Annotated in this window: 21 protein-coding genes; 13 read left to right on the forward strand and 8 right to left on the reverse strand. The window is 64.4% G+C overall.

The features are described from left to right. The first annotated feature begins 34 nt into the window (after window positions 1–34). The 4 genes from KIT10_05300 (at window position 35) to KIT10_05315 (ending at window position 4,299) form a co-directional block, all read left to right on the forward strand. A complete protein-coding gene (locus tag KIT10_05300; protein ID MCW5898667.1) occupies window positions 35–1,549 on the forward strand; it encodes a serine hydrolase in 1,515 nt (504 codons plus the stop codon). A 188-nt stretch (window positions 1,550–1,737) separates the two neighbouring features. Next, window positions 1,738–2,868 (forward strand): hypothetical protein, encoded by a 1,131-nt coding sequence (locus KIT10_05305; protein MCW5898668.1) that lies wholly within the window; start codon window positions 1,738–1,740, stop codon window positions 2,866–2,868. Window positions 2,869–2,912: 44 nt separating this feature from the next. Further along, window positions 2,913–3,614 carry a 16S rRNA (uracil(1498)-N(3))-methyltransferase gene (locus KIT10_05310; GenBank protein ID MCW5898669.1) on the forward strand — a complete coding sequence of 234 codons (702 nt, stop codon included), beginning with the start codon at window positions 2,913–2,915 and terminating at the stop codon, window positions 3,612–3,614. 10 nt (window positions 3,615–3,624) lie between these two features. Further along, complete coding sequence (locus KIT10_05315) at window positions 3,625–4,299, forward strand: DUF4159 domain-containing protein (GenBank protein ID MCW5898670.1); 675 nt, start codon at window positions 3,625–3,627, stop codon at window positions 4,297–4,299. A 73-nt stretch (window positions 4,300–4,372) separates the two neighbouring features. Here the strand turns inward: KIT10_05315 and KIT10_05320 are convergent, their stop codons facing one another. Next, window positions 4,373–4,774, reverse strand: coding sequence for a DUF1801 domain-containing protein (locus KIT10_05320; protein MCW5898671.1), 402 nt, complete (start codon window positions 4,772–4,774; stop codon window positions 4,373–4,375). A 92-nt stretch (window positions 4,775–4,866) separates the two neighbouring features. Here KIT10_05320 and KIT10_05325 point away from each other — a divergent pair, with 92 nt between their 5' ends. From KIT10_05325 to KIT10_05345, 5 genes are all read left to right on the forward strand, one after another. After that, entirely contained in the window at window positions 4,867–7,251 is a 2,385-nt protein-coding gene (locus tag KIT10_05325; protein MCW5898672.1) for a transketolase, read from the forward strand. Window positions 7,252–7,317: 66 nt separating this feature from the next. After that, the gene (locus KIT10_05330) at window positions 7,318–7,773 is read left to right on the forward strand and encodes a T9SS type A sorting domain-containing protein (protein MCW5898673.1); all 456 of its coding nucleotides are present in this window, start codon (window positions 7,318–7,320) and stop codon (window positions 7,771–7,773) included. Window positions 7,774–7,775: 2 nt separating this feature from the next. Further along, complete coding sequence (locus KIT10_05335) at window positions 7,776–8,729, forward strand: hypothetical protein (protein ID MCW5898674.1); 954 nt, start codon at window positions 7,776–7,778, stop codon at window positions 8,727–8,729. Between the two features lie 37 nt (window positions 8,730–8,766). Continuing rightward, window positions 8,767–8,979 carry an RNA-binding S4 domain-containing protein gene (locus KIT10_05340; GenBank protein MCW5898675.1) on the forward strand — a complete coding sequence of 71 codons (213 nt, stop codon included), beginning with the start codon at window positions 8,767–8,769 and terminating at the stop codon, window positions 8,977–8,979. After that, window positions 8,963–9,439 (forward strand): hypothetical protein, encoded by a 477-nt coding sequence (locus tag KIT10_05345; protein ID MCW5898676.1) that lies wholly within the window; start codon window positions 8,963–8,965, stop codon window positions 9,437–9,439. Before KIT10_05340 ends, KIT10_05345 begins: the two co-directional genes overlap by 17 nt. Here KIT10_05345 and KIT10_05350 read toward each other — a convergent pair. The 3 genes from KIT10_05350 to KIT10_05360 form a co-directional block, all read right to left on the reverse strand. Continuing rightward, window positions 9,429–10,373: a CPBP family intramembrane metalloprotease gene (locus KIT10_05350; protein ID MCW5898677.1), complete on the reverse strand. Its 945-nt coding sequence runs from the start codon at window positions 10,371–10,373 to the stop codon at window positions 9,429–9,431. The two genes, KIT10_05345 and KIT10_05350, sit on opposite strands and share 11 nt — an antisense overlap. Window positions 10,374–10,404: 31 nt before the next feature. Then, window positions 10,405–10,734 (reverse strand): hypothetical protein, encoded by a 330-nt coding sequence (locus tag KIT10_05355; protein MCW5898678.1) that lies wholly within the window; start codon window positions 10,732–10,734, stop codon window positions 10,405–10,407. 127 nt (window positions 10,735–10,861) lie between these two features. Continuing rightward, window positions 10,862–11,965, reverse strand: a complete 1,104-nt coding sequence (locus tag KIT10_05360) for a hypothetical protein (GenBank protein ID MCW5898679.1) — start codon at window positions 11,963–11,965, stop codon at window positions 10,862–10,864. Window positions 11,966–12,003: 38 nt separating this feature from the next. On the opposite strand from KIT10_05360, the gene KIT10_05365 reads away from it, so the two are divergent. Then, on the forward strand, window positions 12,004–12,765 hold the full coding sequence (locus KIT10_05365) for an alpha/beta fold hydrolase (GenBank protein MCW5898680.1): 762 nt from the start codon (window positions 12,004–12,006) through the stop codon (window positions 12,763–12,765). A gap of 78 nt (window positions 12,766–12,843) precedes the next feature. Here the strand turns inward: KIT10_05365 and KIT10_05370 are convergent, their stop codons facing one another. Next, window positions 12,844–13,134, reverse strand: a complete 291-nt coding sequence (locus KIT10_05370) for a YtxH domain-containing protein (GenBank protein MCW5898681.1) — start codon at window positions 13,132–13,134, stop codon at window positions 12,844–12,846. Window positions 13,135–13,399: 265 nt separating this feature from the next. Beyond that, window positions 13,400–13,759: a hypothetical protein gene (locus KIT10_05375; protein ID MCW5898682.1), complete on the reverse strand. Its 360-nt coding sequence runs from the start codon at window positions 13,757–13,759 to the stop codon at window positions 13,400–13,402. A gap of 215 nt (window positions 13,760–13,974) precedes the next feature. Between KIT10_05375 and KIT10_05380 the strand changes: the two genes are divergently transcribed. After that, window positions 13,975–14,994 (forward strand): AraC family transcriptional regulator, encoded by a 1,020-nt coding sequence (locus KIT10_05380; protein MCW5898683.1) that lies wholly within the window; start codon window positions 13,975–13,977, stop codon window positions 14,992–14,994. Between the two features lie 74 nt (window positions 14,995–15,068). On the opposite strand, the gene KIT10_05385 is transcribed toward KIT10_05380, so the two are convergent. Beyond that, window positions 15,069–16,058: a hypothetical protein gene (locus tag KIT10_05385; protein MCW5898684.1), complete on the reverse strand. Its 990-nt coding sequence runs from the start codon at window positions 16,056–16,058 to the stop codon at window positions 15,069–15,071. A gap of 132 nt (window positions 16,059–16,190) precedes the next feature. Here KIT10_05385 and KIT10_05390 point away from each other — a divergent pair, with 132 nt between their 5' ends. After that, window positions 16,191–17,795, forward strand: coding sequence for a class I SAM-dependent methyltransferase (locus tag KIT10_05390; GenBank protein ID MCW5898685.1), 1,605 nt, complete (start codon window positions 16,191–16,193; stop codon window positions 17,793–17,795). Here the strand turns inward: KIT10_05390 and KIT10_05395 are convergent. Further along, window positions 17,792–18,955, reverse strand: a complete 1,164-nt coding sequence (locus KIT10_05395) for an AI-2E family transporter (protein MCW5898686.1) — start codon at window positions 18,953–18,955, stop codon at window positions 17,792–17,794. The genes KIT10_05390 and KIT10_05395 overlap by 4 nt on opposite strands. A 48-nt stretch (window positions 18,956–19,003) precedes the next feature. Between KIT10_05395 and KIT10_05400 the strand changes: the two genes are divergently transcribed. Then, on the forward strand, window positions 19,004–20,725 hold the full coding sequence (locus tag KIT10_05400; GenBank protein MCW5898687.1) for a hypothetical protein: 1,722 nt from the start codon (window positions 19,004–19,006) through the stop codon (window positions 20,723–20,725). Window positions 20,726–20,737: the final 12 nt, after the last annotated feature.

The following is a 20,737-nucleotide window of genomic DNA, read 5'->3' on the forward strand; positions in this document are numbered from 1 at the left end:
TTGGACCCTGACGACCGTTCCCGATCTTCGGCGCATGATCACGCACCGCCTCCCCGCCCTGCTGCTGCCGCTGCTCTACGTAGCGGCCGCCGCCACCGCCCAGAAACAGCCCGACCTCCGAAAGCTCGACGCGTACATCGCCGACGCGGTGGTGAAGTTCGATCAGCCCGGTCTGGCCGTGGGCATCGTGCAGGACGGCAAGCTGGTGTGGAGCAAGGGCTACGGCAAACTCGATCTGGCCAGGCCCGAGCCGGTGACGCCCAACAGCATCTTCTACACCGCCAGCCTCAGCAAGGCCTTCACCGCCGCCGCCATTGGCCTGCTGGTGGAGGATGGCAAGCTGGGCTGGGACGATCCGGTGCGCACGCACCTGTCGGAGTTCAATACGCCCAACCCCTACGTGACGACGAACATGACGGTGACCGACCTGCTCTGCCACCGCAGCGGTTGGATCACCTTCGACGGCGACCTGCTGTGGTATGGCACCGACTACACCCAGGAGGAGATCCTGCGGCGCCACGCGGGTGAACCATTCAGCTTGGGCTTCCGCACGGACTTCGGCTACAGCAACCTCATGTACATCACCGCCGCGCAGCTGATCGAACGCGTGAGCGGCCAGGGCTGGGGCGAATTCGTGACCGAACGCATGCTGAAGCCCCTGGGCATGACGCGCACCACCACGGCCACCGCCGACCTCGCGCGCTTCACCGATGTGGCCCTGCCGCACGTGCGCAAGGGGCAGGACCACAGCGCCCCGCAGAAGAGCATGGCCTATCAGCCACTGGCAGGCGCCACGGGAGCCGTGGGCATAAACAGCTGTGTGACCGATCTGGCGAAGTGGGACGCCATGTGGGCCGCTAAGGGCCAGGTGGACGGCAAGCCCTTCCTGAAGCCCGCCACCTTCAACAAGCTCACCGCCGCGCACCTCCCCATGGGTGGCCGGCGCGATGGTGCGGCGCTGGGCTGGTTCCTGGAAACGCAGTACAACCAGCAGGTCATCACCCACAGCGGGGGCATGCCGGGATTCATCCTCAACCACGCGGTGGTGCCGGGCAAGGGCCTGGCGGTGATCGCCCTGGGCAATGGCGAGAGCTATTGCGTCTTCGCCATCACCAGCAAGATCCTGGACCTCTATCTCGGCGAAGGCAAGGCCGATCCGGTGAAGAACATCCTGCCCGCGCATGAGGACAGCCACAAGCGCGACGCTGAACGCCGCCAGGCCCGCCAGGATGCGCGCGTTCAGGGCACCTCGCCCACCATTTCCGCGCAGGACCTCACCGGCACCTGGACGGACAAGGTCTACGGCCAGGCCGAGATCACCGAGGTGGACGGCAAACTGCGGTTGTCCCTGCTACCGGCCAGGGATCTCCTCACCGGCACACTGGACCACTGGCACCACGACACGTGGCTGTGGGACCACGCCGACCCCTTCCTCGAAGCCGGGTATGTCACCTTCCACTTCAACGCGGACCACCGGCCCACCCACTTCACCATCGACCTGCACAGCCCGGATTTCCACTTCTACAAGCTGGAATTCCGCAAGCGCTGAATGCCCCGGGTTCCGGCGATCGCGGCCCCGAGTTATCATTGTCTTAACATGGTGGTGACGATCACACAACGGGGCGGCGGGACCTTTGAGCGCCATCCTTCCATGCCCTTGCGAGTGCGATCAGCCCGTCCAATTGGACATGGGAGCCATGCCGGCCCTTGCTCCAACGCTTGTCATACAACCTGGGTCTGATGGCGAAGTGGAAGCGCACAGAGCGTGACCGGCCGTACCTGAACGTACTGGAATACCTCGTCAAGGAGCGCGTGTTCCTGGCGATCATCATCGTGGGCGTGATCCTGGCCCAGGTGCTGGTGGGTTATGGCCAGGCCGCCATGTGGCTGGGCTTCATGTTCGCCGCCTACTCGGCCGTGGCCAACGACAGCATCCAGTCGCTGGGCACCTTCATCGAAAGCAACAAGGCGCGGAAATGGTGGGTGCTCTGGCTCTTCACCGGTGCCATCTTCCTGGCCACGGTCACCTTCAGCTGGGTCTATTATGATGGCGACGTGACCTACCAGCGCCTGCTGAAACCTGACGGTAGTTCGCCCTACCCGCACCCCACCCAGTTCAGCTTCTTCCAGATCATCGCCCCGCTGGTGCTGCTGATCCTCACCCGCCTGCGCATGCCGGTGAGCACCACCTTCCTGTTGCTGAGCGTGTTCAGCGCGGACACCTCGGGCATCACCTCCATGGTGGGCAAGAGCATGACGGGCTACGGCCTGGCCTTCGTGCTCTCCTTCCTCATCTGGTACTTCAGCTACAGCACCATCCGCAAATTCTTCAAGGGCCGCAAGACGCATGTGGGCTGGATGGTGGTGCAATGGGCCGTGAGCGGATCGCTCTGGGCCGTGTGGTTGATGCAGGATGGTGCCAACATCGCCGTATTCCTGCCACGCCAGCAGACGGGCCTCCAGTTCACCATATTCGCCGGCACCATCTTCCTGGGCCTGGGCATCCTCTTCTACCTGCGCGGCGACAAGATCCAGGAGATCGTGAGCGAAAAGGTGCGCATCAGCGATGTGCGCGCCGCCACCCTGGTGGACTTCAGCTATGTGCTGCTGCTGATCTACAAACTCTTCATCAGCACGGTGCCCATGAGCACCACCTGGGTCTTCCTCGGGGTCATCGGCGGAAGAGAGATCGCTGTGAACCTGGCGCGGCTGAAGCGCGGCAAGACGCACAAGATGAAAGCCACGCGCATGGTGCTACGCGACCTGAGCTACGCACTCATCGGCCTGGCGGTGTCCATGCTGTTGGCCATCGGGGCCATGCCTTCCGTGCGCGCCGCGGCGATGGAATGGTGGAACGGGCTTTTCTGAGCCGCTTTCCCAGCATTCCTGATCTTCGCGGCACCCCCTGCCGCATGGACCTCTTCCATTGCCCCCACCTGCACGAACCCGAGGTACGCCTGCCCGATGAGGAGGCCCACCACGCCGTGCATGTGTTGCGCCTGAAGCCCGGCGACCGCATCGGACTGCTCGATGGCCGGGGCACGCGCGCCACTGCGGAATTGATCGTGGCCGACAAGCACGGTGCTCGGGCCACCATCCTCGATCGCGTGTTGGAAGGCCCGGAAAGAAAAGCGCGCATCCACCTCGCCGTGGCGCCCACCAAGCAGCAGGACCGGATCGAATGGCTGGTGGAGAAGGCCGTGGAGACCGGCGTGGACCGCATCACACCCCTGCTCACCAGGCGCACCGAACGCGATCGTCTGCGCACCGACCGGCTGCTGCGCGTGGCCATCGCCGCCATGAAACAGAGCCGGCGCGCATGGCTGCCCACGATCGATGCGCCCTTGGCCTTGGATGTTCTGCTTCGCGAAGAACTGCCCGCGCAGCGCTACTTCGGCCGGTGCGAAGGGGATCGCGCGACACTGATGGAACGCTACGACCCCGCTGCGGATGCGCTGGTGCTGATCGGACCCGAGGGCGACTTCACCACTGAAGAAGCTGAGCTGATGGAACAGACGGGCTTCACCGCCATCAGCATCGGCAGTGCACGCCTGCGCACCGAAACGGCCGCCCTCGCCGCCTGCGTGTGGATGGGCCTTGCGCAGCAACGGTAGCTTTGTGCCCATGCTGTTCCGCTCCATCGCGCTCCTCCTCCTGGGCACTTGCGCACATGCGCACATGAGCACTTGTGCCCAGGGCACGTACCAGCTGGCGGTGCTCAAGTACGGTGGGGGCGGCGACTGGTACGCCAACCCCACGGCGGTGCCCAACCTGGTGCGCTTCTGCAATGAACAGCTGGGCATGGGCATCCAGGCGGAGGTGCCCGTGGTGGAAGTGGGCAGCCCCGAACTCTTCAACTACCCCTGGGTGCACATGACCGGCCACGGCAACGTGGTCTTCAACCAGCAGGAGGCCGAGAACCTGCGCACCTACCTCATCAGCGGCGGCTTCCTGCACATCAGCGACAACTACGGCATGGACCCCTTCATCCGGCCGATGTTGAAGCGCGTCTTTCCTGAACTGGACCTGCTGGAACTGCCCTTCGCGCATCCCATCTACCACCAGAAATTCGACTTCCCGCGCGGTCTGCCGAAGATCCATGAGCATGAGGGCCTGCCCGCGCGCGGCTACGGACTCATTTGGGAAGGGCGCCTGGTGCTCTTCTACGACTGGGAGAGCGACCTGGGCGACGGCTGGGAGGATCCCGATGTGCATGGCGACAGCCCGGAGACCCGCCTGAAGGCCCTGCGCATGGGCGCCAACATCGTGAGTTACGCGTTCTCGGGCGGGGAGAATTGAGGACGAGGCAGCTGTGCAGCAGGTAGGCGGAAGTTGAAGATCGCCACGGCGCGATGGACAGCCGACAATTCCCCTAGCGCTTCACCGCCACCTTCACCAGTTCTTCCATCACCTTCATGTCCACATCGCTCAGGCGTTTCACATAGAGGCAGCCCTGGCCGGTCTTGTGCTTGCCCAGTTGGTCCAACAACTGCTGGTGCCGCTTGATGTCCGATGAGAGGTAGAGGGTGAGCGCCGCCTTGCGCGGACTGAACGCCACCACGGGCCAATCGAGCTCGCGGCCACTGGCGTACTTGAGCGGGACGCTGCCAAAGCCTATGATGGACGGTCCCCACATCTTGGGCGGTGCCTTCGTGATGCGGCCCATGAGCTTGACCAAGGTGCGGCTGTCATCGCGCTGTTGCTCCAGGGGCAGCGCATCGATGAAGGCGTCCACGCTGGCGTCGGTCTGGCGGGTCTTGGGGGTGTGGGCCATGGCGGGCGGATTGTGAAGCGAAGTTATCCCGGGCCTGCGGGAAATGCCATCGCGACTACCTTTGAAACCTTACGATCCGCAAGGCCATGAGCATGAAGGAACAAGCCGACGCCGTGGAGGAAGGCATGACCCTGGAAGAGGTGCGCGAGGAGATACTCCGTGACTACCGCATCGTGAACGAAAGCCGTGAGGCCAGCCTGCTGGGCCGCAAGGAAGTGCTCACCGGCAAGGCCAAGTTCGGCATCTTCGGCGATGGCAAGGAACTGGCCCAGGTGGCCATGGCCAAGCAATTCCGCCACGGCGATTGGCGCAGCGGTTACTACCGCGACATGACCTTCATGTTCGCCATCGGCGAACTCACCGTGCGGCAATGGTTCGCGCAGCTCTATGCCCACGCCGACCTGGCGCATGAGCCCGCCAGCGCCGGCCGCCAGATGAACGGGCACTTCGGCACGCGCAGCCTGGACGAGCACGGCGCGTGGAAGGACCTGATGGCGCAGTACAATTCCAGCCCGGACATCAGCCCCACCGCAGGCCAGATGCCACGCCTTCTTGGACTGGCGCAGGCCAGCAAGGTCTTCCGCCAGAACTCCGCCCTGCACGGCCACACCCACCTGAGCGAACAAGGCCATGAAGTGGCCTTCGGCACCATCGGTGACGCCAGCACCAGCGAGGGCCACTTCTGGGAAACGATGAACGCCGCCGGTGTGCTGCAAGTGCCGCTGGCCATGAGCGTGTGGGACGACGGATGGGGCATCAGCGTGAGCAAGGACCACCAGACCACCAAGGGCAGCATCAGCACGCTGCTGCAAGGATTCCAGAAGGAGGAGGGCACCAACGGCATCCGCCTCTACCGTGTGAAGGGCTGGGACTACGCGGGGTTGAACCGCGTGTACGAGGAGGCCATCGCCTTGTGCCGCGAGGAGCACGTGCCCTGCCTGATCCACGTGGAGGAGGTGACACAGCCGCAGGGCCACAGCACCAGCGGCAGCCACGAACGATACAAGAGCAAGGAGCTGTTGGAGTGGTACAAGGAGTTCGACTGCAACGCCAAGTTCCGCGAGTGGATACTCAACTTCAAACCCGGCGGTGGACCCATCGCCACGGCGGAGGAATTGGACGCCATTGAGAAGCAGGCCAAGGCCGATGTGCGCGCAGCGCAGAAAGCGGCCTGGGCGGCTTTCCTGGAACCGCTGAAACAGGAGGTGAACGACGTGTTGGGCCTGGTCGAAGCGTTGGGCGGTGAGCGGGCCGCCGCACTCGCCAATGAATTGCGCAGCGCCATGGACCCCGGCCGCAAGGAGATCCTGGGCATCGCACGGCGAGCGCTCACGGCCACCTTGGGCGAGGACGGTCCTGCACGGCAGGCGCTGGAAGCCTGGATGCAGCACCAGCAGGCACTGAACACCGACCGCTACGGCAGCCACCTCTACAGCGAAAGCCGGTACAGCTGCCTGAAGGTGGAGGAAGTGCCTGTGCGTTACGACAGCGATGAGCAGGTCGATGGCCGCATCATCATCCGCGACAACTTCGCCGCGCTCTTCGAGAAGGAGCCACTGGTGCTGATGTTCGGCGAGGACACCGGCAAGATCGGCGATGTGAACCAGGGCATGGAGGGCATGCAGGCCCGCTTCGGGGAGGTGCGTGTGAGCGACACCGGCATCCGCGAGGCCACCATCCTGGGCCAGGGCATCGGCATGGCCTTGCGCGGACTCCGTCCCATCGCTGAGATCCAGTACCTCGATTACCTGCTCTATTGCCTGCAAGGCATGAGCGACGACCTGGCCACCGTGCAGTGGCGCACCAAGGGCGGGCAGAAAGCCCCGCTGATCGTGCGCACACGTGGACACCGCTTGGAAGGTGTCTGGCACAGCGGCAGCCCCATGGGCATGATCGTGCATGCCCTGCGTGGGGTGGTGGTCTGTGTGCCACGCAACATGCAGCAGGCCGCAGGCATGTACAATACGCTGCTGCAGAGCGACGATGCCGCATTGATCATCGAATGCCTCAACGGTTACCGCAGCAAGGAACGCCTGCCCGGCAACCTTGGCGAATACACCGTGCCCATCGGCAAGGCCGAAGTGGTGCGCGAAGGGCGTGACCTAACGCTGGTGAGCTACGGCAGCACCTTCAACATCTGTGCGCAGGCCGCCGATCGTCTGGCGGAACTGGGCATCAGTGTGGAACTGGTGGACGCCCGTACCCTCCTCCCCTTCGACCGCACGCACATTTGTGCGGAGAGCCTGAAAAAGACCAACCGCCTGCTGGTGGTGGACGAGGATGTGCCCGGCGGTGCCAGCGCCTACATCCTGCAACAGATCCTCGAAACCCAAGGCGGCTACCAGTACCTGGACGCTACGCCGAGCACCCTCACCAGCAAGGCACATCGCCCGGCATACGGCAGCGATGGCGACTATTTCAGCAAGCCCAGCGTGGAGGACGTGGTGGAGAAAGTGGTGGCGGTGATGGGCGAATAACGGTCCGGTCCAATGTTCGCATACGCCTTTCCGAAGCTGCGATCCATGACCTTCCCATGCTGCCTGATGCTCGTGTCCATCGGCTTTTCGCTCCACACACACGCCCAACAAGCTGTGCCGTCCTCCGGAGGTGATGCGGCCAGCACTGCCGGCAGCATCTCATGGAGCGTGGGCCAACCGGCCTACACGGCGCCAGAGAGCTCCGCAGGCCGTGTGTCGCAAGGCGTACAACAGGTCTACGACGTCACTACCGTGAGTACCACCGACCCGATGGACCCCGCGCTGGTGGCCACCGTGGGTCCGAACCCCACCACAGATGGCGTGGTGCTTCGCCTGCAGGGCATGCCACCACCCGGCACCGGGTACCAACTGATGGATGCCACCGGCAAGCTGCTACGGACCGAGGTCGTCACCTCGAACGAAACACCGATCACGCTCGCCCACCTGTCCAGCGGCAGCTACCTGATCAGCCTGCTGGAGGAGGGCCTGCCCATCCTCGTCGTACGCATCATCAAGCATTGAACATGATCCACAAGACCCTGCTCCTGCTTCTCATCGCGTCGGCCACAGGTCATGCCTTCGCGCAAACGCCGCAACGCATGGGTTTCCAGGCCGTGGTGCGCGATGGTGATGGGCTGCTTGTGACCGGCACCACCGTGGGCATGCGCATCAGCGTGCTGCAGGGGAGCGACACGGGCACTCCGGTGTTCGTGGAAACACATGCTCCGCAGACCAACGCGAATGGTCTGGCCACATTGGAGATCGGCGGAGGCAATGTGATCAGCGGCGTTTTCGCGGCCATCGACTGGGCGAACGGCCCGTACTTCCTGAAGACCGAGACCGATCCCAACGGTGGCACCAACTACGGCATCGTGGGCACCAGTCCCCTGCTGAGCGTGCCTTACGCGCTGCACGCCGCCAACAGCCAGCCGGGTCCACAGGGTCCGCAAGGCCCGCCGGGCACCAGTGATTGTCCCATCATCCGCACCGCCGACGGCCGGGCCGTGGTGTGGACCGCCACCACCGCGCATGGCTGGGGACTGGCCGCCACCGGCGGTACGCAATGGTTCAGCACGAACATCAATGGCCCGATCCTCGGCAGCATCGCATCGGACAGCAGCGTGGTGATCTGGACCGCGACCACCGCGTATGGCTTCTATCCGAGTTCGACCGGTGGCAGCATCTGGGGCAACACCTCGTTGAGCGGCCCGGTCATCGGGGCCGTCGCATCCAGCGGCCGCATCGCGGTATTCACGGAGACACAGGCCCACGGACTGGGCCGCGCTAGCACCAGCGGCATGCAGTGGTCCACCGTGAACCTCGCGGGCCCTGTCATTGACCATGTGGTGGCCGGCAACCGCATCGTGCTGCTCACATCCACCACTGCCGTGGGTTACGGACTGGCCTCCACCGGTGGAAGCATCTGGTCCACCACCAACCTGCCCAGTGTGCCGCTCGGCGTGGATGGTACCCGCTGAGCGGACATGATCGTTGCCCATCCCCATCAGCATGCCTATCGTCACCTTCCCACTTCGCGGGGACCACATCGAACTGAACCAGTTGCTGAAGCTGGCCGGCGCCTGCAACAGTGGTGGGGAAGGCAAGCACCTGGTGGCCGAAGGGCTGGTGCGGGTGGATGGCGCGGTCGAGCTACGAAAGACCTGCAAGATCCGGCCGGGGCAAGTGGTGCGTTATGAAGACCTGGAGATCCATGTGGAGGCGGCCTAGCATGGGCGTTCGGCCGCTGGTCGCCATCAGCGTGATCATCATGCTCGCAGGGTGTTCATGGACCCATCATGTACGGCTGTGGAACCAGTCGGAGCAGGCGGTGGCGATCGTCTACAAACTCGCCTGCCCCGAAGGCGTGCGGTGTTTCTTCACGGACAGCGCGGTGGTGAAGCCTTCTGGTGAACAGGATCCCGCGAATTGGACCGTCCATCGACTGGACCGGAGCGACAGCACCATGCGCTTCACGCTGCCACCCGGGCACACGGCCGACCTGGCCACCGGCTGGAACACCACCTACAAGTACATCCAGGAGAACCCCGGTCCAGGGCCTCCGCACGACAACCTGTTGTGGATGCAGGTCACGGGTCCAAGCGGCACCAGGCGATACTCCGCCAAGGAATTCATCGCGGCCAGTGACACCCGCCGTTCGGGCGTCACCTTGCTCAAGGTCACGAAGTGACCGGTGACCTGGTCGCCAGAAGGCAGGAGCGGTAGTCGCGATCCAGCAGCAACAAGGCGCCACCCAGCAGGGCGAAAGCGATGAAGCCCGCCACGCCCACCGGAGTGGCCACCAGGGGGTGCCCACCGCCGGCGAACAGCACGAAGCCACCGGCGCTGCCATTGATCAGGCCGTGCAGCAACACCGATGACCACACGCTGCCGCTGCGCGTCCGGCTCCAATCAAAGAACAGCGCGAAGAGCACGCACAGCACCACCATCATGCCCACACCGGACCAAGGCGCCGAGGGATAGTTGTGCCCCATGAGGATCAGCGGCGCATGCCAGAGACCCCAGGCCACACCGGTGAACAGTACGCGCCGCGATCCGGACCAATGCGCCGTGCGCTGCCACAGATAGCCGCGCCAACCGAGTTCCTCGCCCAGCATGAAGGGTACGTTGAAGGTCAACGCGCCCAAGAGCGCCACCAACTGCAATATCACCAGCACCATGGCGGCCGGGACGCTGGTGAGCAGCTTCAACTGGCCCTCGGGGACCGGCACCCCCTGCGCGGCGGCGATGTCCTGGATGGATCGCACGAGTCGTTCCGATGTCATGCTCACGCGACCGATGGCGTCCCATCCCCCCATGTTCCCCAGGAGGTGTATCACCAGCAAGACCGTGGGGACGAGCAGCATGCCCAGCAAAGCTGTCCATGCCAGCATCTTCCAGCGTGTGTCGCGAAAACGCGATCCCAAACCTTCCCAACTGTCGCGATCGATCAGCCGTTGCTGGATGATCGCCGCGATGGCCGGTCCGAACATGCAGACCGCCGCGACAACGCCATAGAACGGGTGCCCCGCATGACGTGCGCCCAGGATCCAACCGACGCCCACCAAGGCCCAGGAGATGCCAAAGGCCAGCAACAGGAAGGAAGCGATGCGGTGGCGGCGCATGCGGCCAAGTTAGCCGGGCACCATCACCGATCTACTGATCGATACGCCCGCCATGTTTCTCCTGGCACCACGCGCTCCACTGCCGGAACTGGTCCGGGCTGAGCACGGTGCGCAGCGTGGCCACATGGCGGTCGAGCACATTGGAGATGCTCGCACCGCGTTCCTTGGCGGCGACGCAATCCTGCAGGCAATCGCTCTGGATCGCGTTCACGCGCAGGATCTGGTCGCCATCGATGCCGAGGCGCGCCCAATCCGCACCGGTGGCCATCAGGCAATGTTCTCGGGGGTCCGCCGGACGCTGGTCCTGGGCCATCAGGCCCGCAGCCGCCAGGCACATCACGAAGCTCATCATGCGTGTCATGGAATACAGGTATTGGTCCGGTGGAAGGACACACACATCATACCACCGTGCCGGACGCACGACAGTGGCCCATGCCAGGGAAACCCATCGTGGAGCGCACACCAAGTAAGGGGACACAACGCCCCGATCACCGGGAGGGCCGCATGACGCGCACATGCGACAGCGACAGCTTCTCGTTACCCGGCAGGGGATCGGCGAGTTCCAGAACACCCGCACGCGTGCTGCTGGCCTCCTTCTCATCGATGCGCAGCGCGCTGTGGCAGCGGTCCACGTTGATGCGCGGCGAGCTCACACGCGTCCGGATCCTGAACGCGCCACTGAACCAGCCGATGTCGACCAGGTTGAGCTGGCCGCGCAGGTACTCGATCACCGGCGCCTCCATCTTGCCGTTCCAGTACACGTTGCTCAATGTCACACTGCTTTGCATGGGCATGTTCACATGGATGGAGGCTTTGCGCACACGGTGTTCCACATGGAAGTTCTCCAGCGTGAAGGACTTCACCACGGGGTTGTTCGCCGTACGGTCCTCTCCGCCACCCGCCGCCGAAAGGAAGAGATCGTGGTCGCAGGCCGATCCCTCCGAGATGCAGTCGCGCATGCGCACACCTCCGCTGTTCAGCACCGTGAAAGCCTGTGTGGTGGTGCTCGCGCAATACACGCGGCATTGTTCCAGCACCGTGCTGTTGCTCTGGCTGTTGGTGGCCGTGGCGCCAGGCCAATCGCCCGTGCGCAGCACGATGCCACGCTTCGCCGGGTTGGTCACCAATACGTTCTCCACCCGGCACATCAGGCAGAAGCTCAGGTCCACGGCCACTTCCGTCTGGGCCATGAAGCGGCAGTTGCGCACGATGCTCCCCAGGCTCGCTCGTAGGTCCACGCCCTTGCGGCCGCCTTCGATCGCGCCGAAGTCCTGGATCAAGTATCGGCTGGCCGTGCGCTTCATCGCTTCCTTCTGATCGCCGATGCGCACGGTGAATCCGTTGGAGTTGGGCCCAAGTACCAGCCGCGCGCCACGCCCATCGATCACCAGCAGACGCCGCGCCGGCAGAACGATGTCCGCGTCACAGCGATACTCGGCCGCTTCGCTGAAGATCACCGCCGTGGCATCTTCGGGAAGTGTGGCGAAGAAGCCCGCCACATCCTTCACAGGCACAACGTACTCCCTGGACCAAGCGGCCGCCGGAAGGGAGAACATGGTCGCCAACAAGAGCAGGGCTGGAACTGGTCGCATGGTGCGAAGGAAAGCAAGCCGGGCGCCATATTCGTGGCATGGCACGCGAACGACCCACCCTGGTCCTGCTTCATGGATTCCCGCTGGACCACACCATGTGGCAAGGACAGGTCCAGGGCCTGGCCGATGTGGCCGACGTGTTCGCGCCCGATCTGCGCGGGTTTGGCGCCTGGAAGAAGAAGATCGACCACGTGCTGACCATGGAGGACTTCGCGACCGGGTTGCGACAGGAGCTGGCCCTGCGCGCGGCCGATCGTGTGGTGTTGTGCGGCCTGAGCATGGGCGGCTATGTGGCGATGGACTTCGCCGCGCGCTGGCCCCATCGTGTACAGGGCATGGTGCTGGCCAACACGCGCGCCAACGCCGACGATGCGGAGGGTATGGCGGCACGTGAGGGCATGGCGCAGGATGCCCTCACCAAGGGCATGGCGGTGATCGCGCGGGGCATGGTGCCCAAACTCATCGGGCGGCGCAGCCTGGCCTGGAAACCCGGGTTGCAGCAGACCCTCCGGGAGATCATCGTTCGGCAGAGACCTGAAGCCGTCGCTGCGGCTGCACGGGGCATGGCGCTGCGGCCCGACCGCTTCGCCGACCTGCGCCGTTGGACCTTCCCCACCCTGGTGATCACCGGCGATGACGACGATCTGATGCCCTTGCCCACCAGCCGGGCCATGGCCGATGCCGTGCCGGGTGCGCGGCTGGTGGTGGTCCCTGGCGCCGGACACCTGAGCCCCATGGAACAGCCAGACGCCTTCAACGCGGCGGTGCGCGGTTTCCTGCTCGGCATCGCCGATGCTTGATCGCATCGCGAGCACGCGACAAGGGAACGCCCCTTCCGATCGCTCGGAAGGGGCGTCACCAACGAGCAGGCCGGGTCCCTAAGACCTTGCCGCCGCGGCCGCTTCACGGGCGGCTTTCGCGGTCTCGTTGGCACCATTGCGCAGGGCGGTCTTGGCTCGTTCGGCGCTCTCATCCGCCTCCTGCCGCATCTTGCCGAAGAGGGCCTTGCCTTCTTCCAGCAACTCGTTCAACTTCTCCCTGGCATCGCGTCCCCGCCTGGCGATCCGCTTGCGCGTCTTGCGGCCCGAGGCCGGTGCGAAGAGAATGCCCAGTGCGGCTCCCGTGGCCAAGGCGGCCACTGTCAGTCCTATCGCTCCTTTCTTGTTCATGATCCTATGGTGTTCGTGGTTCAACAATGAATGGACGTCATCGATCATGCAGCCACCGTGCCATCACCGCCTGTCATACGCCCTGGCCCATTTGGCGCGGCATCCGGTGATCCCGGGCATCCGCGGGGCCGTCATGCCGCGCGTGATCGGGTCCACACTTCGTGGCGCACATGCCACACGAAAAGATCCCGGCACTTGGCCGGGATCTTCCTGGGGATCGATGCCATGGTCGGCCCATGGCTCGAGGGGGGGCGTGTCAACCCTGTCAGGGTGTCGGCTTCATGTGCGTGCCCTCGGGCTTCTGGGCCTTGCGCTCGCACCAACCTTTCCACGTTTCATACTGCTCCGGCGTGAGCACCGTCTTGAGACGTGCTTCATGGGCGTCCACCGTCACGCTGGCATCGCGCCCCGCGTTGACGGCCGCGGTGTACTCGCGCTCACAGCTCGCCTGGATCTCCGTCACGGAGGCACGCTGCTGCTCGGTGAGGCCGAGCTTCTGCCACTTCTCCGCACCGAACATGATGCACTTGTGCTTGCCCTCATGGTCGTGGGCCACGGGTTCCGTGGCGTTCGCGCCGGCGCCGATCAACAAGGTCGCCGCCAGCATCATCATCAACTTCTTCATGGTCTTGGGTTTTGGGGATTGAAAATGCTCACTCATCGCCTGACGCGACGAGGACCGTGCCGATCCGGCGATGAATACCCGGAACACGCATGGCGCCCGGCGATGCGGCCGGTCCACGCGATCACCGGAGCAACCTCCGCCGTGGTCCTGGCACCCCGATACGTGGTGCCGCTTGCCGACGGACCGGATCCCCAGGCGGATATTTTCGCCTCGCCATGGAACAGACCCTGTGGGTGAACATGACCATTGTGCGGCCCATCATCATGGCCGCCGTGGATGCCGGTGCCACGCTTGCGGAGATCTGCGCCGCGGCGGGCATCGATCCGGCGTTGGTCAGCGACCCACAGGCGCGCGTGACGCTGGAGCAGCGCTACGCCATTCTCGCGGCCTGCGAGCGGTCGTCAGGCGAACCTCATTTGGGCCTCATCGCCGGACAAAGCGCTTCGCCCATGATATTGGGCCTGGCAGGACATCTGATGGAGACGAGCGCCACGATGCGCGACGCGCTGCATGGCATGGTCGCCTTCGCATCCACGTTCTCCCAGCAGATATCCTTCCGCATCGAGGAGGACCACGGCCGGTTCGCACTGGTCATCGAGCCCACGCCGCTGTGGGAGGAAAGCTCTCCGGGCACGGTGGCGATGCCGGTGGACCTGATCATGTCATCGGCGGTCTTTCTGTTCAAACTGTTGGGCGGAAGGCACATCCGGCCCCTGGTGGCGGAGTTCCGCAGGGAACCGCCCAAGGACCAGGACCGCTTCGAGGAGACCCTGCGCGTGCGTCCCACCTGGCGAGCTTCGCGCGACCGCATCGTGGTGAGCAGCGCGGACGCCGACCTCCCGGTGATCGGCCATAACCCGGAGTTGAACCTCCACTTCCAACGGATGCTGGAGACACAATTGGCAGGCATCGCACAGGAACGGGGGGTCCGCGATGAGGTGCGGCGGGTGATCCTCCAACACTTCAAATTCCTCCTGCCCAGCCTCACAGAAGTGGCGAAGCTGCTGCATGTGACGCCCCGTACGCTTCAGCGCAAACTGGCCGCGGAAGGCACCTCCTTCCAACGGGTGGCCGACGAGGTGCGGCACGATCTGAGCAAGGGCATGCTGGCCAACCAGCGGCTGACGGTGAGCGAGGTGGCCTACAAGCTGGGCTATGCGGAACCTGCGGCGTTCCAGCGTGCTTTCAAGCAGTGGACCGGTCTGACACCGAAGAACTACCGCGCCGCATTGTGATCCCCAATGCGAACGGGGACCCACCTCCCGGTGGATCCCCGCCACGTTCGCGGCACCCTTGGCGTGTACCTCCCTCAAAGCACCATGATGCGCACGGTGCCGCGTTCGCCACCCTGGCTTGTGGTGGTGGCGATGTAAGTGCCTCCTTCCAATCCTGTCAGATCGAGCACATGTTCGCGGCCACCGGCGAGGCCGGCCTCACGGCGCACCACGCGGCCCGCACCATCACAAAGCTCCAGGAGCAAGCCCTCTCCTTCAGGCAGTGTGACGCGCACATGGTCATGGGCCGGGTTGGGCCAGGCATGCAGGGTCATTGGCCCGCGCGATGCCTCAGGCACGCTGGTGACCGCAGGATACGCCCACTCGGTGAACTCGAACTCGATGGGCTCCTCGCCCAGCCACAAGGTGATCCGGACCAGGCGCACCAAGGGCCATGGCGTTCCCGGCACATGGTAGCAGAACAACTCGGTGATGGCCGTGAACTCCACCTCACCTTCGGTCTCCACCTCCACCTCCACCGTGTGCACGCGCAGCACATTGCCCACCGTGCCGTAGGGCATTTCCAGTGTGCCATGGCCGTCGGCCACGCCCAGGATCATGCCTGCCACTTCCCACAGCACGCCGTTCTCCAGATAGGTGCCTCCGTACTCGTCCTCCCATTCGGTGCCGAACGTGCAGGGAAAAGGCATCTCCAGCTTGTGATCATCGTAGGGCACCACAAGATCATCGTAGCCGCGGCCCACGAGCAGCAGCGCATCGTTCTGCAACCGGATGAAGCGGTTGGAGAAAAGATCGGCCTGCGCCACGGTGGCCTCCGGGAAGCTTCCGCCGTTGGGCAGATCGCCGGGGCTGAAGAGGGTCACCTCTTCTTCCTCCATGCCTTCCAGCATGCTGAAGTCCCAGGTGACGTTCGCTCCCGATGGGCCGGGTGCCTCGTACATGTGGAAAAAGCGCGTGTACGCCTGTCCCGCTTGCGGGCCGTTGCCGTTGGCGGTGAGCGTGGGTTGTGCGGCGGCCGTGCCGATGGTCTTGGCCGCGATCAGGAAGAGTAGGAAGTGCTTCATGGTGTCTTGGGTCTTGTTCGGATCTGGGACTCCCATGGGCCATGGATCGTTACATGGGCCGCCCAACTTTTCATCCAGTGATGGATGGTGGCCGCGTGGGCCCGCTTCGTGCGCGCGGCCGATCTTCGCCACATGCCAGTGCACATGGAACCGAACGAACGCCTGCTCCGTGCCTCGCTCTTCACCCACCTCGATGGCCTGGTGGTGCTGCCCACCCTGGCCGCCCTGCAACATCGGGGGCTCCACCTCCAGTTGTTGGACCGAGGCGGCGCGGATGTGGACGAGCTGGCGGCGCGCTGCGAAGGCCATGCCGGCTACCTGAACGTGGCCTTGCGCCTGCTGGCCTCGCAGGGCTGGCTGGCCATGCGGGTGGAGGGTGACCGGGTCGGTTACGACCTGCTGCCTGAAGGGGAGGCCATTTTCCGGGCCGGGCGTTTCGCCGAACCGATCGCCGCGTTGGTGCCCATGGTCATCGGCATGCACCGCGTGTTGGAAGAAGATGGCGCCAAGGAGATCGCCCGTCTTTTCCAGGAGGCCAGGGCCAGGTTGGCGCGGCGCGGTCTGCCGGCCGTACCTCATGCCCGGTTGGACCGAATGCTGGAAGGGCTGTTGGCCGGACCCTTGCTCACGCACCTTGCGATGCACGGTGCCAAGGCCAAGCGCGACCATTTGGGGCGCGGCCGCCTGGCGGGCATCGCCACACCCTTGCGAGGCGGCGCGGACATTCTGCTCGGCGCACTGGGTTGGGTGGAAACACAGGACCTGGAAGCCCCGTCCATCACGGAGGAGGCCTTCTTCTTCGCGCAGCGCGCATCGGCCTATGGGGTGACGACCAGCTACCTGCGCACCATGGACCGCCTGGATGAGCTGCTCTTCGGGCGTGGCGACGTGCTGTGGAACGTGCCAGCGGGTTCGCCGGAGATCCACGTGGACCGGACGATGAACGTGTGGGGCAGTGGTGGCGCGCATGCCGCCTACTTCAAGCGCATGGACGAACTGGTGGTGGAACTGTTCGACCGGCCCATCGAGGAACAACCGCGCGGATTCGCCGACATGGGATCGGGTAATGGCGCGCTCATCGTACACCTTTTCGACCTGATCTACCAGCATACGCGCCGTGGCCGGATGCTGCGCGAACACCCCCTCTTCATCGTGGGAGCCGACTACAACGAGGCCGCACAGCGGGCCACGCGCGAAAGCCTGTCTCGCGCGGATGTATGGGGCGAGGTGATGTTCGGCGATGTGAGCGACCCCGGCCGGTTGGCGGATGACCTGCGCGTACGGCACGGCGTGGACCTCGGCGACCTGCTCAACATCCGCACCTTCATCGACCACAACCGCATGTACCGGCCGCCCGCATCCCTGGATCCCGGGCGAACATCCCGCTCCACCGGAGCCTTCGCCTTCCGCGGCCAACGCCTGCGCAATGCCGACGTGGAACAGGACCTGTGCGACCATCTGCGACGGTGGACGCCCCATCTGGAGCGCTTCGGATTGATCGTGATCGAATTGCATACGCTACCGCCCGATCTGGCCGCGGCGCATCCGGGGCGCACGGCCATCACCGCCTACGATGGCACGCACGGTTACAGCGACCAGTACATCGTGGAGCACGATGTCTTCCTGGCCGTGGCGGCCGAAGCGGGACTGCATCCGGTGCCTGGCAGCGGCACCGTGTTCCCAGGCACGGATCTGCCCGTGATCAGTGTGAACTGGTTGAAGGCGGCCGTTGCTTAGGAACGGTCCTCGCCGGTTTCTTTTTTCGCCAGCGGGGAGAAAGCGAAGAAGCGGCGGATCTTGCGCCCCGTGATCGAATGCCGTTCGGTGCCCTTGTCACCCAGCAGGAACGCCCAGGGCTTCAGCATGGGCACGTGGTCGCAGGCCACTTTCACCATGGCCAGCACGGGCACCACCACGAACATGCCCGGCAGTCCCCACAACATGCCTCCGCCAAGCACACCGAGTATGATCATGAAAGGGTTGATGCGCAGCATGCCACCGACGATGTTCGGCGTGAGGATGTTGTTCTCCGTGAACTGGATGATCGCGAATTGCAGCAGCACGGCGAAGGCCATGTCCGGGCCCGAACCGGTGAGCAAGGCGAAAAGGAAGGGGATGGAATAGCCGATGATGGTGCCGAAGTAGGGAATGAAGTTGCAGATGGCCGCGATAACGCCCAGCAGAACGGCGTACTTCAGGCCGATGAGCAGGAAGCCCGCGGAATTGACCACCGCCAGAATAAGCACCACGGCGGACATACCGGTCATGTAGCGCGTGGTGACCTGCCCCACCTGACGCAGGATGGTGCCCGCCAGCGCCTGGTCCTTGTCGGGCACGAGCATGAGCAGGAAGCGGGAGAACTTGTCGCGGTAATAGAGGAACATGAAAACGTAGACCGGCATGAGTCCAACGGCCAGCAGGGTATTGCCGGTGGCCGTGAGGATGTTGGCCAGTGAATCGCCGGTGAAGCGCAGCAACTCCTCGATCCGATCCAACAGCATGTTCTCCGTGTCGCGCGTCACCGCGATGCCCAGGCGCGCACCGGCGCCCTCCAGGATGATGCGCAGGTTCTCCACCACCTTCTCCTTCAACTCGGGCATGTCGCCCAGCAGCCCGCTGAGCCTGCGGTAGAGGAAGAGCATGACACCGTAGACCACGCCGATGCCGAGAATGATGCTCAACAGGTTGGCGAGGATGCGCGGCAGTCCGACGCGCTCCAGCCGCCGCGCCACAGGCAGCAGCAGAAAGGCGAATAGCACCCCCAGGGCCATCGGGTAGAGGAAGTTGCGCGCGAGGATCAGCGTCCAACCGGCCAGCAACCAGAAGATGAGCACCAGTGTAAGGCGCAGCAGCAGCGGCATGGGCAGGCGGTCGCGGTCGAGGAATCGCTGGGGCATGGCCACGAAGGTATCCCCCCTCTCACCGCCCATGGCGATCTTCGTTCCATGCACTGGTGGAGGTGGGCGGTCATGGCAGGGGGCATTGTGCTCCTGGGATGGATCGGTGGCCTGATCTTCGACGAACTCGTTCGCCGGAAGTTGGAACAGGTGGCCACCAAGGCCGCGGGAGTGGACCATCGCGTAAGCATCGGCGCCCTGCGGAGCAACTTGTGGAGCGGCTCGGTGGAATTGAAGGACCTGCGCATGGAACACGACAGCCTGGCGGATGATGCCGACCTCACCACAGGGCTGATCGCCATCCATGCGGAGCGCCTCGGCCTTACGGGGGTCTCCTACCGGGCGCTGCTATTCGGTGGCCGTATCCATGTGGCGCGCGTGGAGATGCATGCACCACGTGTGGCACATGTGCACCACTCCGGGGCGCCACGCCCCGTTGTGGAACCGGATACCGCCACCAACGCGTTGGCGGGCCTGCCACCATCCATCCGGCTTGATTCGCTCATCATTCGTGACGCATCGGCACGCACGTCCGACCTGGGTGGAAAGAAGTTCAGCGCCGATGTGGGCACCCTGGACCTATGGGCCGGGGGCTTGGCCTTGCACAACCTGCCCGGCAGGGGGGCGCAATTCGTCGTCAACAGCGCGCGCATCAGCATCCGCGAGACCACCGCCGCCTTCCCACCGCTCTACGACCTGCGGATCGGGGAGATGTGGCTGGAACATCCGGCCGGCCGCGCCAACGTGAAGGACCTCTCCTTCCTGCCACGGACCGACCAGCACAACTACCACAAGTTGCTCGACCATGAAACGGACCTTTTCATGGTGGAAGTGGACAGCATAGCACTTGGCGGACTCCATGTGGGCCGATTCCTGGCGGAACACGCGCTGTGGATGCGGCGCATGGACATCCACAGGCCCGAAGTGGAGGTCTATCGTGACAAGACCATGCCCGATGCGCCATGGAAACACAAGCCACTGCCCACGGGCATCCTGCGGAACATCACCCTCCCGATGCGGATCGACACGGCCATCTTCCACCACGGGAAGGTGACCTACCACGAGCGCGTGGAGCAGGAGCATGAATATGGAAGCCTGGAATTCACGGCACTCCACGGTGACATCACGGGCATCGCGTCCGGCGCACCATCCGGCAGGCGGCTCGAACTCCGCGCGCACGCTCGCATCTACGGGCGCAGCAAGGCCTTCCTTTCCTATGGCGCCGACCTGGACAAACCCGGCGACGCCTTCTCGCTGAGCGCCCACACCACCGACCTTCCTTTCGACATCTTCAATCAAATGACGGACAGCCTGCTGCGCGTGGAGGCCACGGCGGGCACCATCCATCGCTTGGAACTGCAAATGACCGGCGACGACCACCGTGGGCACGGCACCCTCCACCTGGCCTACGATGATCTGCGGCTGGCCATCCACATCACAGGCGGAAAGGGACGCGACAAATTGTTGGGATTGCTGGCCAATACGGCGGTGCGCAGCCGAAACGTGCCAGACCTCAAGGGCTATCGCCAGGGCTCCTTTGCCATTGACCGCCGCCGGGACCGCAGCCTCTTCAACTTTCTGTGGCAGGCGGTGAAGGCCGGCAGCATCGACACCATGGCGCCGGGCATCCTTCGGAAGAAGGCCAGTGAGGCCGGCAAGGGCCCCGCCAAAGCGGACCGGCTTGGACAGGATAAGATCCGCCGGTATGGCCGGTCGGCATCGTTGGAAAGCGTTGGAGGAGCGTTGGCGATCATACTACCTTCGGCATGATCGTTGAAGTCC

It is taken from the genome of Flavobacteriales bacterium (assembly GCA_026129465.1).
In the GTDB taxonomy this organism is placed as follows: Bacteria; Bacteroidota; Bacteroidia; order Flavobacteriales_F; family PHOS-HE28; genus PHOS-HE28.

Bases quoted from the DNA above. Each gene is read 5' to 3' on its own strand.
- KIT10_05300 (MCW5898667.1), top strand. From the start codon at position 35: ATGATCACGCACCGCCTCCCCGCCCTGCTGCTGCCGCTGCTCTACGTA.
- KIT10_05310 (MCW5898669.1), top strand. From the start codon at position 2,913: ATGGACCTCTTCCATTGCCCCCACCTGCACGAACCCGAGGTACGCCTG.
- KIT10_05315 (MCW5898670.1), top strand. From the start codon at position 3,625: ATGCTGTTCCGCTCCATCGCGCTCCTCCTCCTGGGCACTTGCGCACAT.
- KIT10_05320 (MCW5898671.1), bottom strand. From the start codon at position 4,774: ATGGCCCACACCCCCAAGACCCGCCAGACCGACGCCAGCGTGGACGCC.
- KIT10_05325 (MCW5898672.1), top strand. From the start codon at position 4,867: ATGAAGGAACAAGCCGACGCCGTGGAGGAAGGCATGACCCTGGAAGAG.
- KIT10_05330 (MCW5898673.1), top strand. From the start codon at position 7,318: ATGCTCGTGTCCATCGGCTTTTCGCTCCACACACACGCCCAACAAGCT.
- KIT10_05335 (MCW5898674.1), top strand. From the start codon at position 7,776: ATGATCCACAAGACCCTGCTCCTGCTTCTCATCGCGTCGGCCACAGGT.
- KIT10_05345 (MCW5898676.1), top strand. From the start codon at position 8,963: ATGTGGAGGCGGCCTAGCATGGGCGTTCGGCCGCTGGTCGCCATCAGC.
- KIT10_05350 (MCW5898677.1), bottom strand. From the start codon at position 10,373: ATGCGCCGCCACCGCATCGCTTCCTTCCTGTTGCTGGCCTTTGGCATC.
- KIT10_05355 (MCW5898678.1), bottom strand. From the start codon at position 10,734: ATGACACGCATGATGAGCTTCGTGATGTGCCTGGCGGCTGCGGGCCTG.
- KIT10_05360 (MCW5898679.1), bottom strand. From the start codon at position 11,965: ATGCGACCAGTTCCAGCCCTGCTCTTGTTGGCGACCATGTTCTCCCTT.
- KIT10_05365 (MCW5898680.1), top strand. From the start codon at position 12,004: ATGGCACGCGAACGACCCACCCTGGTCCTGCTTCATGGATTCCCGCTG.
- KIT10_05370 (MCW5898681.1), bottom strand. From the start codon at position 13,134: ATGAACAAGAAAGGAGCGATAGGACTGACAGTGGCCGCCTTGGCCACG.
- KIT10_05375 (MCW5898682.1), bottom strand. From the start codon at position 13,759: ATGAAGAAGTTGATGATGATGCTGGCGGCGACCTTGTTGATCGGCGCC.
- KIT10_05380 (MCW5898683.1), top strand. From the start codon at position 13,975: ATGGAACAGACCCTGTGGGTGAACATGACCATTGTGCGGCCCATCATC.
- KIT10_05385 (MCW5898684.1), bottom strand. From the start codon at position 16,058: ATGAAGCACTTCCTACTCTTCCTGATCGCGGCCAAGACCATCGGCACG.
- KIT10_05390 (MCW5898685.1), top strand. From the start codon at position 16,191: ATGCCAGTGCACATGGAACCGAACGAACGCCTGCTCCGTGCCTCGCTC.
- KIT10_05395 (MCW5898686.1), bottom strand. From the start codon at position 18,955: ATGCCCCAGCGATTCCTCGACCGCGACCGCCTGCCCATGCCGCTGCTG.
- KIT10_05400 (MCW5898687.1), top strand. From the start codon at position 19,004: ATGCACTGGTGGAGGTGGGCGGTCATGGCAGGGGGCATTGTGCTCCTG.